General features: G+C 63.2%; 11 protein-coding genes. 1 reads left to right on the top strand and 10 read right to left on the bottom strand.

All coding sequences use genetic code 11. The annotated features are described in order from the left end of the window. Nucleotides 1-10: 10 nt before the first annotated feature. The 5 genes from ACFZAI_RS10790 to ACFZAI_RS10770 all read right to left on the bottom strand — a co-directional run bounded on the left by ACFZAI_RS10790 (nucleotide 11) and on the right by ACFZAI_RS10770 (nucleotide 6,505). Nucleotides 11-1,834 carry a bifunctional aspartate transaminase/aspartate 4-decarboxylase gene (locus ACFZAI_RS10790; RefSeq protein WP_391566882.1) on the bottom strand — a complete coding sequence of 608 codons (1,824 nt, stop codon included), beginning with the start codon at nucleotides 1,832-1,834 and terminating at the stop codon, nucleotides 11-13. A 110-nt stretch (nucleotides 1,835-1,944) separates the two neighbouring features. Further along, entirely contained in the window at nucleotides 1,945-3,636 is a 1,692-nt protein-coding gene (gene aspT / locus ACFZAI_RS10785; RefSeq protein WP_391566881.1) for an aspartate-alanine antiporter, read from the bottom strand. Nucleotides 3,637-3,829: 193 nt separating this feature from the next. Beyond that, entirely contained in the window at nucleotides 3,830-4,759 is a 930-nt protein-coding gene (locus tag ACFZAI_RS10780; RefSeq protein WP_046802735.1) for an electron transfer flavoprotein subunit alpha/FixB family protein, read from the bottom strand. A 2-nt stretch (nucleotides 4,760-4,761) separates the two neighbouring features. Next, a complete protein-coding gene (locus ACFZAI_RS10775; RefSeq protein WP_046802734.1) occupies nucleotides 4,762-5,511 on the bottom strand; it encodes an electron transfer flavoprotein subunit beta/FixA family protein in 750 nt (249 codons plus the stop codon). Between the two features lie 70 nt (nucleotides 5,512-5,581). Continuing rightward, nucleotides 5,582-6,505 (bottom strand): histone deacetylase family protein, encoded by a 924-nt coding sequence (locus ACFZAI_RS10770; protein ID WP_082387094.1) that lies wholly within the window; start codon nucleotides 6,503-6,505, stop codon nucleotides 5,582-5,584. Nucleotides 6,506-6,515: 10 nt separating this feature from the next. Between ACFZAI_RS10770 and mltB the strand changes: the two genes are divergently transcribed. Continuing rightward, on the top strand, nucleotides 6,516-7,670 hold the full coding sequence (mltB, locus tag ACFZAI_RS10765) for a lytic murein transglycosylase B (protein ID WP_391566879.1): 1,155 nt from the start codon (nucleotides 6,516-6,518) through the stop codon (nucleotides 7,668-7,670). 296 nt (nucleotides 7,671-7,966) lie between these two features. On the opposite strand, the gene cysM is transcribed toward mltB, so the two are convergent. The 5 genes from cysM to lapB all read right to left on the bottom strand — a co-directional run bounded on the left by cysM (nucleotide 7,967) and on the right by lapB (nucleotide 12,993). After that, the gene (gene cysM, locus ACFZAI_RS10760; protein ID WP_054424663.1) at nucleotides 7,967-8,875 is read right to left on the bottom strand and encodes a cysteine synthase CysM; all 909 of its coding nucleotides are present in this window, start codon (nucleotides 8,873-8,875) and stop codon (nucleotides 7,967-7,969) included. Nucleotides 8,876-9,040: 165 nt separating this feature from the next. Continuing rightward, nucleotides 9,041-9,616 carry a ComEA family DNA-binding protein gene (locus ACFZAI_RS10755; RefSeq protein WP_391566878.1) on the bottom strand — a complete coding sequence of 192 codons (576 nt, stop codon included), beginning with the start codon at nucleotides 9,614-9,616 and terminating at the stop codon, nucleotides 9,041-9,043. A 238-nt stretch (nucleotides 9,617-9,854) separates the two neighbouring features. Next, complete coding sequence (gene rfaD / locus ACFZAI_RS10750; protein ID WP_054423726.1) at nucleotides 9,855-10,844, bottom strand: ADP-glyceromanno-heptose 6-epimerase; 990 nt, start codon at nucleotides 10,842-10,844, stop codon at nucleotides 9,855-9,857. Then, nucleotides 10,841-11,782 (bottom strand): D-glycero-beta-D-manno-heptose-7-phosphate kinase, encoded by a 942-nt coding sequence (rfaE1, locus tag ACFZAI_RS10745; RefSeq protein ID WP_391566877.1) that lies wholly within the window; start codon nucleotides 11,780-11,782, stop codon nucleotides 10,841-10,843. Before rfaE1 ends, rfaD begins: the two co-directional genes overlap by 4 nt. Beyond that, a complete protein-coding gene (gene lapB, locus ACFZAI_RS10740; protein WP_391566876.1) occupies nucleotides 11,779-12,993 on the bottom strand; it encodes a lipopolysaccharide assembly protein LapB in 1,215 nt (404 codons plus the stop codon). Before lapB ends, rfaE1 begins: the two co-directional genes overlap by 4 nt. Between the last annotated feature and the right edge of the window lie 51 nt (nucleotides 12,994-13,044).

The raw sequence follows: 13,044 nt of genomic DNA, 5'->3' as shown, positions 1-13,044 counted from the left end.
CCTGCGTCTGCTAGCGTGCGGCCGCCTTCTTGGCCGACTTGGCGGCGGTATCCGCCTTCTTGACGGCTTTCTTCACCGCCGTCTTGGCGACCTTCTTCGCCGCCTTCTTGGCGACCTTCTTGGCGGCGCTGGCCTTGAGCGTCTGGCCCTTGCCTGCCGTCGGGCCAGAACGCACCAGCTCGGATGCCTTCCAGGCCTCGACATACTCGGTCGCGCACTCGACCATGAACTTGCCGATCTTGGCGTAGTCGCCGTCGTCCAGGTTGGCCAGCGAGATACGGATCGACCACGGCGGGCCGCCAAAGCCGCCGCCGTCCATCAGCACCACGCCCGACTTCTCGGCCAGGCGGAACAGGAAGTCCACCGGCTCGTAGTTGGTGGTCATGTACTTGCAGAAGGCGTCGCCGTAATTGACCTTGGCCCAGACCATGAAGTCCAGTTCCACGTAATACCAGCCACGCATCGGATCTTCGGGCGGCAGCGGAATGCCCAGCCCGCTCCACAGCGAATCGCGGCGTGCGCGCACGATCTGCATGGTCAGATGCTTGTAGGAATCCTTCAGGTCCAGCAGGTGGGACAACGCAAAAAAGCCCATCTGCACCTGCTGCGGCAACGACAGGCCGGCCGTGTGGTTCAGCGCCACGTTGCGGCTATCGGCCACCATGCGGTCAATGAACTTGAGCTTCTCGGGTTCCATCGTCATGGCGCCGTAGCGCTTGTTCAAACGCTGCTTCCACGATGCCGGCAGCTCAGCGATGCGGCGGTCCATCGTGTTCTTTTCGTGCGTGGCGATCACGCCCAGGCGCCAGCCCGTGCACCCGAAGTTCTTCGAGAACGAATACACGCAGATGGTGTTGTGCGGCACTTCGGCCATCAGCGAACGGAAGTTCGGCACAAAGGTGCCGTACACGTCATCGGTTACCAGCACCAGGTCAGGATTCTTGCGGATCAGACGCACGATCTGCTTCATCTCGACCGGGCTGAACGCCACCGACGGCGGGTTGCTGGGGTTCACCGTCACCGCGAGCTTGATCTTCGGATTCTCAAGCTTGGCGATTTCGGACGCCGGATAGTGCCAATCGTGCGTGCCATCGGCGCGCAAGCTGCTGGCATTGATGGCGACGATCTTGAACTGGAAGCGCTCAAGGTGGGCAATTTCGATATAGGGCGTGAACGTCGGCAGAAACAGCGCAATCGTATCGCCCTGCTTCAGCAAGCCGTTCTGCATCAGCGAGTCGAAGATGTAGCACATGGCGGCGGTGCCGCCTTCAACCGGGAACAGGTCGAACTTGCCCTTGGGCGGGCGGCCGTCGCACATTTCCTTGATCAGGTAGTCGTGCACGATCTGTTCGATGTGCACCAGTGCGCGCGGCGGCACGGGGTAGTTGTCGCCGATGATGCTGTCGGTCAGCTCATGAATCCATTCATCGGGGTCGAAGCTTTTGATCTTCACGCCGTACTCAAGCACGCCCACCAGGAAGTCGTAGCCGTCTTCGCCCTTGTGCTTGGACAGGAATTTGCGCAGGCGGTCGGCGCAGCCCTTCTTGGCCGGCATGCCCGCCAAGATGGAATCATCGCGCACGCGGCGCGCTTCCTTCATGGCGAACTGGCCCAGCAGGAAGAAGGCGTCGCGCGGCTCGGTGGCGATCCAGTTCGGATTGCCGCGGCCGGCGTTCAACATGGTCAAGGCAGCCGTGTGCTGATTTTCCTTGGCCAGCGTAATCAGATAATCCTTCAACTCAAAGGGAGACAACTGCTCCAGGTCGCGTTGACGCGAACGGGTGGTTTTCAAGGCCGAAGCCAGGTTGACGGTGACAGGCGCGGTGGAAGCCATTTTTCAGTACTCCTGATTTGCGTTGTGATTGGCGCTTGCCGGGGGCGGTGCGGATGTATCCGCGCCCCCGGTGTGCTGCCCGCAAGCCACAAGGCTTGCGGGGCGTCCCACTAGGTCATGAGCATGACTATGACAATCCCCCAGATGATGAGCAGGGTATTGCCGATCGCATAAGGCACCGTGTAGCCCAGGGCGGGCACCTGGCTTTTCGCCGTTTCGGTGATTTGGCCGATCGCAGCCGTGGTGGTGCGAGCGCCTGCGCAGACGCCCAGCACGATGGCCGGATGGAATTTGAAGACATATCGGGCGATGAACACGCCCAGAATCATCGGGACGCTGGTGGCGATGATGCCCGCCAGAAACAGCTTGGCGCCCAATTGTTGGAAGCCCTGAACGAAGCCCGGCCCGGACGTAATGCCGACCACGGCTACAAAGGCGGTCAGGCCGACAGAGGTCAGGAACCAGTGCACCGGTTCCGGCACGCGGCCGAAGGTGGGATGCACCGAGCGCAGATACCCGAAGATCAAGCCGGAAATCAGGGCGCCGCCAGAGGTCGACAAAGTAATGGGAATACCGCTGACCGTCAGCACCAGCGAGCCGAACAGGCCGCCCAGCAAGATGCCGAAACCCACAAACACCATGTCCGTCTGCTCGGTGGCGCGGTCCACATAACCCAGCTTGCTCACCACGCGTTCAACATCGCGCTTGGCGCCCAGGATGAACAGGCGGTCGCCGCGGTCCAGCTTCAAGCCCCAATTGACCGGCATCTCGTGGCCGCCGCGAACAACCTTGCGCAGGAACACGCCTCGGCCCAGCTGGCGCACGGTTTCGTTGTCGGCAAGTTCCTTGAGCGTCTTGCCGGCCACGTTTTTATTGGTCAGCACCACTTCGACGATTTCGGCAGGCAGATTGATCAGGTCGCGATCTTCGACCTCGCTGCCGATGATGCCTGACGCTTGCAGCACCAGCGCGTCATGGCGCCCGGTCACGCCCAGCACATCGCCGGCCTGGAGCACGGTGGTGGAGTCGTTATCGATGATCTGATCGCCGCGCCGGATGCGTTCGACAAACACGCGCGCATCGACAAACCTGGCTTCCAGTTCAGCTACCGTCTTGCCTGCGAATTCAGCGTGATCCAGCTTGTAGGCGCGCGCAATGAATTTGCGGTAACCGGACAGCTCCATGGAGTCGCTGCTGCCGGACATCTTGGCTTCGTATTCCTTGCACTCTTTGACGATGTCCACGCCCATCAGCTTCGGGCCCAACGAGGCCAGCAGCCAGGCGCTGCCGACGGTGCCGAAGATATAGCAAACCGCATACGCCACCGGGATGCTGTCGATCCATTGCTTTTTCGTTGCGGCATCCACACTCAGGCCATTGATGGTGTCTGTGGCCACGCCCATCACCGCGGAAATGGTTTGCGCGCCGGCCAGCAGCCCCGCGCCCGTGCCGGCGTCAAAGCCAAAGCCCACGGCGGTTGCCCAGGTGACCAGCAAGCAGATAACGCAAATGACGACCGCGAAGATAACCTGGGGAAGGCCATCGCTTTTCATGCCGCGGAAGAATTGTGGTCCGACGCCGTAGCCAAGACCGAAGAGGAACAGCAGGAAGAACACCTGCTTGAGAATGGGAGCGATCGTGATGTCGAGTTGTCCGACCAACACACCGACCAGCAAAGTACCTGTTACCGCGCCTAAATTAAAACCAAAAAGCTTTTTGGCTCCGATCCAATACCCTAAACCCAAGGTCAGGAAGATCGCTAATTCAGGGTACTTCCGCAATGTGTCAAAGAACCATTCCATCCCGAATCTCCTTCGTTCTGTACAGGCCGAGCACGTGCGCGAACAATCCCGATGCGCGCGGAACACATTATCAGAATCTTTCAGAAATTCAAAAGAAATACGACAGACGAATCTGATCGCCGCAAATAAACGGGCATAAAAAAACCCGTGGACATACCATCCACGGGCTTTTCAAACGACAGGAACAAGCGGCTTACAGCGCGCCAGTCAGTTCGGGCACAACCTGGAACAGATCACCCACCAAGCCATAATCGGCCACGCCGAAAATCGGGGCTTCGGGATCTTTGTTGATGGCCACAATGACCTTCGAATCCTTCATGCCGGCCAAGTGCTGGATCGCGCCCGAGATACCCACGGCCACGTACAGCTGCGGCGCAACAATCTTGCCCGTCTGGCCCACTTGCCAGTCGTTCGGCGCGTAGCCGGCGTCGACCGCAGCACGCGAAGCGCCCAGCGCCGCGCCCAGCTTGTCAGCCAGCGGGTCCAGGATCTTGAAGTTTTCGGCGCTGCCCAGACCGCGGCCGCCCGACACCACCACGCGCGCACCGGCCAGTTCAGGACGGTCGCTCTTGGCGACTTCGCGGCCCACGAACGTGGACTTGCCCGAATCGGCAACGGCGGCAACGTCTTCCACCGCAGCCGAACCGCCTTGCGCGGCGACGGCGTCAAAGCCCGTCGTACGCACGGTGATGACCTTCACGGCGTCGGCCGATTGCACGGTGGCAATGGCGTTACCCGCGTAAATCGGGCGCTGGAACGTATCGGCGGATTCCACACCGATGATGTCCGAGATCTGCGCCACGTCGAGCTTGGCCGCGACGCGGGGCGCCACGTTCTTGCCCGAGGCGGTAGCCGGGAACAGGATGTGGCTGTAGTTCGAGGCCACGGCCAGCACTTGGGCGGCGACGTTTTCAGCCAGGCCATCGGCAAGCTGCGGCGCGTCGGCCAAGAGGACCTTGGCGACACCGGCGGCGGCGGCGGCTTGGTCGGCCACGGCGCGCGCGTTGGCGCCAGCGACCAGCACGTGCACGTCGCCTCCGATCTTGGCGGCGGCGGCAACGGCGTTCAGGGTTGCGCCCTTCAACTGGGCGTTATCGTGTTCGGCAATAACCAGCGTCGTCATGTTCAGACCACCTTCGCTTCGTTCTTGAGTTTGTCCACCAGGGCAGCCACATCAGCCACCTTGATGCCCGCCTTGCGGGCGGGCGGCTCGCTGACCTTCAGCGTCTTCAGGCGCGGTGCGGGATCAACACCCAGTTCTTCGGGCGTGACGGTGTCCAATTGCTTCTTCTTGGCCTTCATGATGTTCGGCAGCGTGACGTAACGCGGCTCGTTCAGGCGCAAGTCGGTGGTGACGATAGCGGGCAGCGTCAGCGTCAGCGTTTCCAGGCCGCCGTCCACTTCGCGCGTGACCGTGACCTTGCCGTCGGCGAGTTCAACCTTGCTGGCGAACGTGGCTTGCGGCCAGTCCAGCAGCGCGGCCAGCATCTGGCCGGTTTGGTTGGCGTCGTCATCGATGGCTTGCTTGCCCAGAATGACCAGTTGCGGCTGCTCTTTGTCCACCAACGCCTTCAACAGCTTGGCAACAGCCAGCGGCTGCAATTCGGCATCGGTCTGGACCAGCACGCCGCGATCGGCGCCAATGGCCATGGCGGTGCGCAGCGTCTCCTGGCATTGCGCAACGCCGCAAGAAACCGCCACGACTTCAGCGACGGCACCCTTCTCTTTCAACCGGGTCGCTTCTTCGACGGCGATTTCGTCAAAGGGGTTCATGGACATCTTCACATTGGCGATATCCACGCCAGTCTGATCCGACTTGACGCGCACCTTGACGTTGTAGTCAACGACGCGCTTGACAGGTACCAACACCTTCATCCCGCAGCCTCCAAATGGAAATAATTACCCGGCATGGGCCGGGATCGCATTGCACAATTTTTTCCTGATTCTACAGCTTCGCCAGCGCTCGTATATGCGCAACCACGCTGCGACCCAGGGCAGATAAGTTGTAACCACCTTCAAGCGTGCTGACGATGCGCCCCTGACAGTGGCGTTCGGCCACGTCGACGAGCTGTTCGGTAATCCACGCATAGTCGGCTTCCACCAGGCCCATCTGGCCCATGTCGTCCTCGCGGTGCGCGTCAAAGCCCGCCGACACCAGGATCAGCTCCGGCCGGTGCGCGTCGAGCTTGGGCAGCCAGGTGTCGGTGACGATCGTCCTGACGGCGGCCCCGCCCGTATAGGCGGCCACCGGCACGTTGATCATGTTGTCGGCCGGGTGCTCGGCGCCGCTGTTGGGAAAGAACGGATGCTGGAAAAAGCTGCACATCAGCACGCGTTCATCGCCCGCGAAGACGTCTTCGGTGCCGTTGCCGTGGTGCACATCGAAGTCAACGATGGCCACGCGCGACAGGCCGTGAAACTCCAGCGCGTGGCGCGCCGCGATGGCCACGTTATTCAAAAAGCAGAACCCCATCGCCTGGGAACGGCAGGCGTGATGGCCGGGCGGACGCACCGCGCAGAAGGCCGTGCGGGCCTCGCCGCCCATCACCGCATCCACCGCCGCCACGCCCGCGCCAGCGGCGTACAGGGCCGCTTCGTAGGTGTGGGGATTCATCAGGGTGTCCGGATCTATCGGGTAATACCCTTGGTCCGGCGTATGTTCTCGCAAACTGTCCAGATACTGGACGGTGTGCACGCGCAGCACGTCGTGACGCGACGCCTGAGGCGCCTGCCGGTCGTCCAGATAGGGCATCAAGCCGCTGGCCAATAGCTGGTCGGAAATGGCGTCCAGCCTCTGTGGGCTTTCGGGATGCCAACTGCCCATTTCATGCAAGCGGCATGCGGGGTGGGTAAGATACATGGTCTCCATAAGGAAGATTATGTTCATCTGTCGGCGATTACTGCAACTCGGAGCGCTTTCCGTCCTGTTGGCGGGCTGCTCCACCACCGCTCCCACTGCCCCGAATTCCCTTGCCACCCAACCGGCTGCCGCCTCTGGCAACACCGCTATCCGCATCGGACCTAGTACGCCGACACCAGGCTCCGAACTGCCGGACGACGCGCCCGCCACGCTCACCGCCTCCGGCGCGTTGCGCCCGGAAGTGCGTACGTTCGTGGAAGAACTGGCCGCCGAACGCAACTTGCCGCTGAACCCCATGGTGAAGGCGCTGGAAAGTTCGCGCTACAACGCGACGGTCTCGCGCCTGATTGCGCCCGCCCCGCCCGGCAAGAAAATCTGGCGCAGCTGGCTGACGTACCGTTCACGGTTTGTCGAGCCCAAGCGCATCGGCTGGGGCGTGGAGTTCTATAACGAAAACCGCGACCTGCTCAATCAGGCCGCGCAGCGCTTTGGCGTACCCGCACCCATCATTGCGTCGATCATCGGCGTCGAAACGCTATATGGCCGCAACATGGGCAATTTCCGGGTGCTGGACGCGCTGGCCACACTGGCCTTCGACTACCCCGATCCCAACAAGCCCGAACGCGCAACGATGTTCCGCGGCCAGCTGGCCGACTTCCTGACGCTGGTCATGAAAGACAAGCTGGAACTGGAAACGCGCGGCTCGTACGCCGGCGCCATCGGCATGCCGCAATTCATGCCGACCAGCATCATGCATTACGCGGTGGACGGCGACGACAACGGCCATATCGACCTGACGAACAACACGCAGGACGCCATCATGTCGGTGGGCAGCTTCCTGGCCCAGCATGGCTGGCAACGCGGCCTGCCGGTGTTTGCGCCCGTGGTGCTGCCGGCCGACCCCACCGCGCTTGTCGACGGCGGCCTGGAACCCAAGCAAAGCTGGACCACGCTGTCCGCCGCAGGCGCACGCCTGCAACCCGGCGCTTCGGCGGCGGGCTGGGGCAGCCAGCCGCTGGGCGTGGTCGACCTGGTGGAAGAAGCGCGCGGCACCGCGCAGTACCGCGTGGGCACGCCCAACTTCTTTGCGCTGACCAAGTACAACCGCAGCTACTTTTACGCCACGTCGGTGGCTGACCTGGCCAGCGAGATCGAAGCGCGCGTAACCCGTTGATGTTGCGATGATGTCGCGGTGACGTTGCGATGATGTTGCGGTGACGTTGCGATGATGTTGCGGTGACGTTGCGATAATGTTGCGGTGACGTTGCGGTGATGTTGCGGTGACGTTGCGGTGATGTTGCGGTGACATGGCTTAGGCGTTGCGCTGGCGAAGCCTGGCCAAACTTCGCAGGGCTTGGCGCAGGGCTTGCGCTGCCCTGTCGTCCCCCAAGCAAAACGCCCCACGATTGGGGCGTTTTTGCATTGCGTTTTTGCATCAGCCCAGTGCGGCACGCACCGGGCTGAGCGGCGTCAGTTGAAGACGCCGGTCGACAGATAGCGGTCGCCGCGATCGCACACGATGAACACGATGGTGGCGTCGTTGACGCGTTCGGCCACGCGCAACGCGGCGACCAGCGCGCCAGCGGACGAGATACCGCCAAAGATGCCCTCTTCCGCGGCCAGCCGGCGCGCCATGACTTCGGCTTCCGACTGCTCGATGGATTCGTACGCATCGACGCGGCTGCGGTCGAAGATCTTCGGCAGATAGGCCTCGGGCCATTTGCGGATGCCCGGAATCTGCGAGCCTTCCGCGGGTTGAGCGCCCACCACCTGCACCGCCGGATTGCGCGACTTCAGGTAGGTCGACACGCCCATGATCGTGCCCGTCGTACCCATTGCGCTGACGAAATGCGTGATGCGCCCATCGGTCTGGGTCCAGAGTTCAGGCCCCGTGGTTTCGACGTGCGCGCGCGGGTTGTCGGGGTTGGCGAATTGGTCCAACACCACGCCGCGGCCGTCTGCCTGCATTTCAGTGGCCAGGTCGCGCGCGTATTCCATGCCGCCCTTGTCAGCCGGCGTCAGGATCAGCTCTGCGCCGTAGGCGGCCATTGCGGCGCGGCGTTCCACCGACAGGTTGTCCGGCATGATCAGGATCATGCGGTAGCCCTTCATCGCAGCCGCCATGGCCAGGGCAATGCCCGTGTTGCCGCTGGTGGCTTCAATGAGGGTATCGCCCGGCTTGATATCGCCGCGCGCTTCCGCGTGATTGATCATCGACAAGGCCGGGCGGTCTTTCACGGACCCGGCAGGATTATTGCCTTCCAGCTTGGCCAGGATGACGTTGCCACGCGCGGCGCCCGCGGCACCCGGAATGCGCTGCAATCGGACCAGCGGCGTGTTGCCGACGGTCTGCTCGATAGTGGGATAGGTAGTAGTCATGCGGTCGATCATAACTCCGCCTGGCGGCAGACGCGGCGAAAAGCCGCGCTCCCGCCAGGGGTTCCTGAGTGAATTTCCGGGTGACGTTCCGAGTGACGTTCCGGGTAAAGTTCCGAGTGACGTTCCGAGTGAAGTTCCGAGTGAGGTTCCAGGTAACGGGGAAGCTCAGGGCCGCACGGCGGCCGCAGAGCCGGAAGCACCGGCTGGCACGCCAGCAGACTTGCCGGCGGCTCTGGCCCCCGACTTGGCCGCAGCCCCCGCGCCAGCCCCCGCAGCCGGCTTGCCTTCACCCGGCTTACCTTCACCCGGTTTGGCGGCTTCCGTCGTGCCGCCCGCAGCCCCCTTGCCCATAGCGGATGACGGCTCCCCGTCGCCCACCTGCAAGCCCGCCGCTTGCAAGGCCTGCGCCTTTTTCTGGCCGATACCGCGCACCCGTTCGGCCAAGTCTTCAAACGATTCGAACTTGCCGCCGCGCTCGCGCTCGGCAATGATGACTTCAGCCGTGCGCGGGCCGATGCCGCGGATCGTCTCCAATTGCTGCGCGTTGGCCTGGTTGACGTCCAGCGCGTGGGCCTGCGGCGTGGCAAAGCCCAGCCCGGCCGTGACCAGCAACGCACCCATTACTCGCCGCAAGGCGTGGCGGCCACCGCGCGCACGCATTGCCGCCCAGGGCGAACGAGGCGCGCGCCCTGCCTGGCACGGCAGCAACTCGGCGGAGGTGGATTCGATAAAAGGATTCATGGGTGTCTCCTGAATGGACCCGAGCACAACGGTTGTTGCGCCACCCCTGGATGATGGCCGCCCGCCCCGCGCCTGGGCCGCGCAGTGAACGGATTGATCCACCTCGGCAACTACGCAGACGAAAAAAAGCCACCGGATCGGTGGCTTCCATTTTTACGAGATGCGCCGCGCGAATTGCAGCACTCATACAGTACTCATGCAGCACTCATACAGCACTCATGCAGCACTCATGCAGTGCTTATCGACGCGCGCGCCAGTACCGCACGTACTCGGCCACGCCCGTCTGCACATCCCGCATCGGCGCGTAGAACCCTGCTGTACGCAGCTGCGTCACATCGGCTTGCGTGTAGCTTTGATAGCGCCCCTTCAGATCGTCGGGGAACGGGATGTAGCGGATGAGATCCAGCTCCACCAATTGCGCCAGCGTTAGCTCGGCTTCGCCACGTTCAGCGCGCAAGGTGTTCACCACGGCCGCCGCCACGTCATTGAACGGTTGGGCGCGCCCCGTGCCGCAGTTGAAGATGCCCGACTGTTCCGGGTGATCCAGGAAGTGCAGGTTGACCGCCACCACGTCTTCCACCGAAATGAAATCGCGGCTTTGACCGCCGTCCACGTAACCGTCCCAGCCTGCGAACAGACGCACATGGCCGTGTTCCAGGAACTGGTTCATGTTGTGGAACGCCACGGACGCCATGCGCCCCTTGTGCTGCTCGTGCGGGCCGTAGACGTTGAAGTAGCGCAGGCCCACGACCTGCGCGGTCAGGCTGTTCATGCGCTTGCGCAGCACCTGGTCGAACAGCAGCTTGGAGTAGCCGTAGACGTTCAACGGGCCTTCGTTGGCAGGGTCTTCGACATAAATCGACGACCCGCCATAGACGGCGGCCGACGACGCATACAGGAACGGAATGCGGCGCTCCTGGCAGAACTCGAACAACTCCAGCGTGACACGGTAGTTGTTGTCCATCATGTAGCGGCCGTTGCGCTCGGTCGTGTCCGAACACGCGCCTTGGTGCAGCACGGCGCGAACGGCGGGCAGACTGCCGTCAACGACACGGCGTCGGAAGTCGTCCTTGTCCATGTACTCGGCGATCTGGCAATCGACCAGATTGACGAACTTGTCGCCTTCGGTCAGATCGTCCACCGCGATGATGTCCGTGATGCCGCGGCGGTTCAGCCCGCGCACCAGATTGCTGCCAATGAAGCCCGCGGCTCCGGTTACGACGATCATGAGGGTTCTCCTGCCAATTCCGCAGCGGTGACGACGGACGTGCCCAGCTTGCCCACGGCAATGCCGCCAGCCTTGTTGGCCCAGCCCATCGCCTCGGCCCACGGCAAGCCGATGGCGCGCGAGACGGCCAGCGTGGCCAGCACGGTGTCGCCCGCGCCGGACACATCGAACACCTCGTGCGCTTGCGCATCGATGTGGTCTCGTCCGGTGTCGGTAAACAAAGTCATGCCCTGCTCGGAACGCGTCACGAGCAAGGCTTCCAGGTCCAGGTCGGCGCGCAGGCGCTGCGCGCGATCGGTCAGTTCGGCTTCGGAATTCCAGCGGCCCACGGCCTGCTGCATTTCCGAGCGGTTCGGGGTGACAAGCGTTGCGCCACGATAGCGCGCGTAGTCGTCGCCCTTGGGGTCCACCAGCACCGGGATGCCTGCATGGCGCGCCATGGCCACCAGCGTTTCAACGCGGGTCAGCACGCCCTTGGCATAGTCGGACAGCACAACGATGTCATGGTTAGCCAGATGACGCGCCAGCGCAGCGTCCACACTGTCGAGTGCGGCCTGCTCCGGGTGCTGTTCGAAGTCCACGCGCAGCAGCTGCTGCTGGCGGCCCAGCACGCGCATCTTCAGCGTGGTGTGCAAAGACGGGTCGGCGATCAGGTCAGCCTGGATGCCGGCCTCGGCGGACAAGCGGCGGATGCTGTCGCCCGCCTCGTCCGCGCCCAGCACGCCCACCAGCGTCACATGGCCGCCCAAGGCCGCCACGTTGCGCGCCACGTTCGCCGCGCCGCCCAGGCGGTCTTCGCGGCGCGCCACGCGCACCACCGGCACCGGCGCTTCCGGCGAAATGCGTTCGACTTCGCCAAACCAGTAGCGGTCCAGCATGACGTCGCCGACCACGAGAACGCGGCTATGCGAAATGGCTTCGGCGGGGAAAGGCTTCATTCAAGTTCTTCCAGACGGCGCGGCGCATAGGTTTCCCAGGCGTTGCAGCCGGGACATTGCCAGTAAAAACGACGCGCTTGAAAACCGCAACTGCGGCACGCATAGCGGTCCAGTCGTTGCGTATGCTTGTGGATCAGACTGCGCAACAGCGTCAGATCGGCGCCCGGCACCGGCCCTTGCTCGGCGCCCGCATCCGGGTTGGCCAGCTCGGCTTCCAGCAAACGATCCAGGCCCAGCAGGGACGGATGACTGCGCAGCGCACCGCGCGCAAACGCCCAAGCCACGGCCGAACCCTGTTGCACGCGCAGCTCGCGGAACACGACGTTGAAAAGATCCAGCGACGCATGGCGCTGATACTGCTTTTGCAGGAATTCCAGGCCCGCTTCCACCTGATTGGCGGCGCGGTAATTGGCCAGCAACTGCTCGGCGACCAGCCCCGCAAATTCGGGGGCGTCGGTCATGACCGACTCCAGGTACAGGCGTTCGCGCTTGGGGTCTTGCTCCATGGACGCCAGGCGGGCGCGCAGCATGGCGGTGCGCACCATCGCGCCCTTGCCGGCGGCCGCGTCGGTCGTGGTCAAGGCGTGATCAGCGGCGTCCAGCGCCTTGTGCGCGGCATCCACATCCGCCGGCTTGGCCGTCAGCGCGGTCTGCGCCTGCTCGCAGTAATAGTGCACGATCTGCGGCACCGGCTCGTCGACCAGGCCCTGCAAGGTCTTGACGGCTTCAATGGCGCGCGGCCAGTCGTGCTCGGATTCAAAAATCCGGATCAGCGAACGCAGGGCGGGCAGCGCATAGCGCGTGTCCTTCAATTGCTCGAACCCGCTTTCGGCGCGGTCCAGCATGCCAGCCTTGAGGAAGTCTTGCGCCAGTTCGTGTTGCGCGTGCTCACGCTCGGCAGCGGGCAGATCGGAGCGGCTCAGCAGGCTTTGATGCACGCGGATGGCGCGTTCCATCTCGCCACGGCGGCGGAACAGGCTGCCCAGCGCAAAGTGCAGTTCGGTGGTTTCCGGGTCCAGTTTGGCGACTTCGACAAAGGCGTCGATCGCGCGGTCGGGCTCCTCGTTGAGCAGGAAGTTCAGCCCCCGGAAATACGAGTCAGGCAGGCTGCGGGTTTCCCGAAGCATTTGCCGGATATCGAAGCGCGCGGCCAACCAGCCCAGCGCGAACAACACCGGCACGAAAATCAACCACCAAGGTTCAAAATCCACGTTTCGGGCTCTTGCGGTAATTCAGTGCGAAATTGATGGCGTGCAAGGATT

Origin of the sequence: Achromobacter sp. NPDC008082 (assembly GCF_042957345.1) — a bacterium.
Taxonomy (GTDB): Bacteria; Pseudomonadota; Gammaproteobacteria; order Burkholderiales; family Burkholderiaceae_B; genus Achromobacter; species Achromobacter kerstersii_A.
Note: the sequence above shows the minus strand (reverse complement) of the source record. Positions and strands in the feature narration are given on the sequence as shown.

What these genes read in the sequence shown, in the direction of transcription:
- rfaE1 (WP_391566877.1), bottom strand. Translation starts at nt 11,782, where the DNA reads ATGAAGCCTTTCCCCGCCGAAGCCATTTCGCATAGCCGCGTTCTCGTG.
- ACFZAI_RS10770 (WP_082387094.1), bottom strand. Translation starts at nt 6,505, where the DNA reads ATGGAGACCATGTATCTTACCCACCCCGCATGCCGCTTGCATGAAATG.
- aspT (WP_391566881.1), bottom strand. Translation starts at nt 3,636, where the DNA reads ATGGAATGGTTCTTTGACACATTGCGGAAGTACCCTGAATTAGCGATC.
- ACFZAI_RS10780 (WP_046802735.1), bottom strand. Translation starts at nt 4,759, where the DNA reads ATGACGACGCTGGTTATTGCCGAACACGATAACGCCCAGTTGAAGGGC.
- rfaD (WP_054423726.1), bottom strand. Translation starts at nt 10,844, where the DNA reads ATGATCGTCGTAACCGGAGCCGCGGGCTTCATTGGCAGCAATCTGGTG.
- ACFZAI_RS10755 (WP_391566878.1), bottom strand. Translation starts at nt 9,616, where the DNA reads ATGAATCCTTTTATCGAATCCACCTCCGCCGAGTTGCTGCCGTGCCAG.
- ACFZAI_RS10775 (WP_046802734.1), bottom strand. Translation starts at nt 5,511, where the DNA reads ATGAAGGTGTTGGTACCTGTCAAGCGCGTCGTTGACTACAACGTCAAG.
- mltB (WP_391566879.1), top strand. Translation starts at nt 6,516, where the DNA reads ATGTTCATCTGTCGGCGATTACTGCAACTCGGAGCGCTTTCCGTCCTG.
- ACFZAI_RS10790 (WP_391566882.1), bottom strand. Translation starts at nt 1,834, where the DNA reads ATGGCTTCCACCGCGCCTGTCACCGTCAACCTGGCTTCGGCCTTGAAA.
- cysM (WP_054424663.1), bottom strand. Translation starts at nt 8,875, where the DNA reads ATGACTACTACCTATCCCACTATCGAGCAGACCGTCGGCAACACGCCG.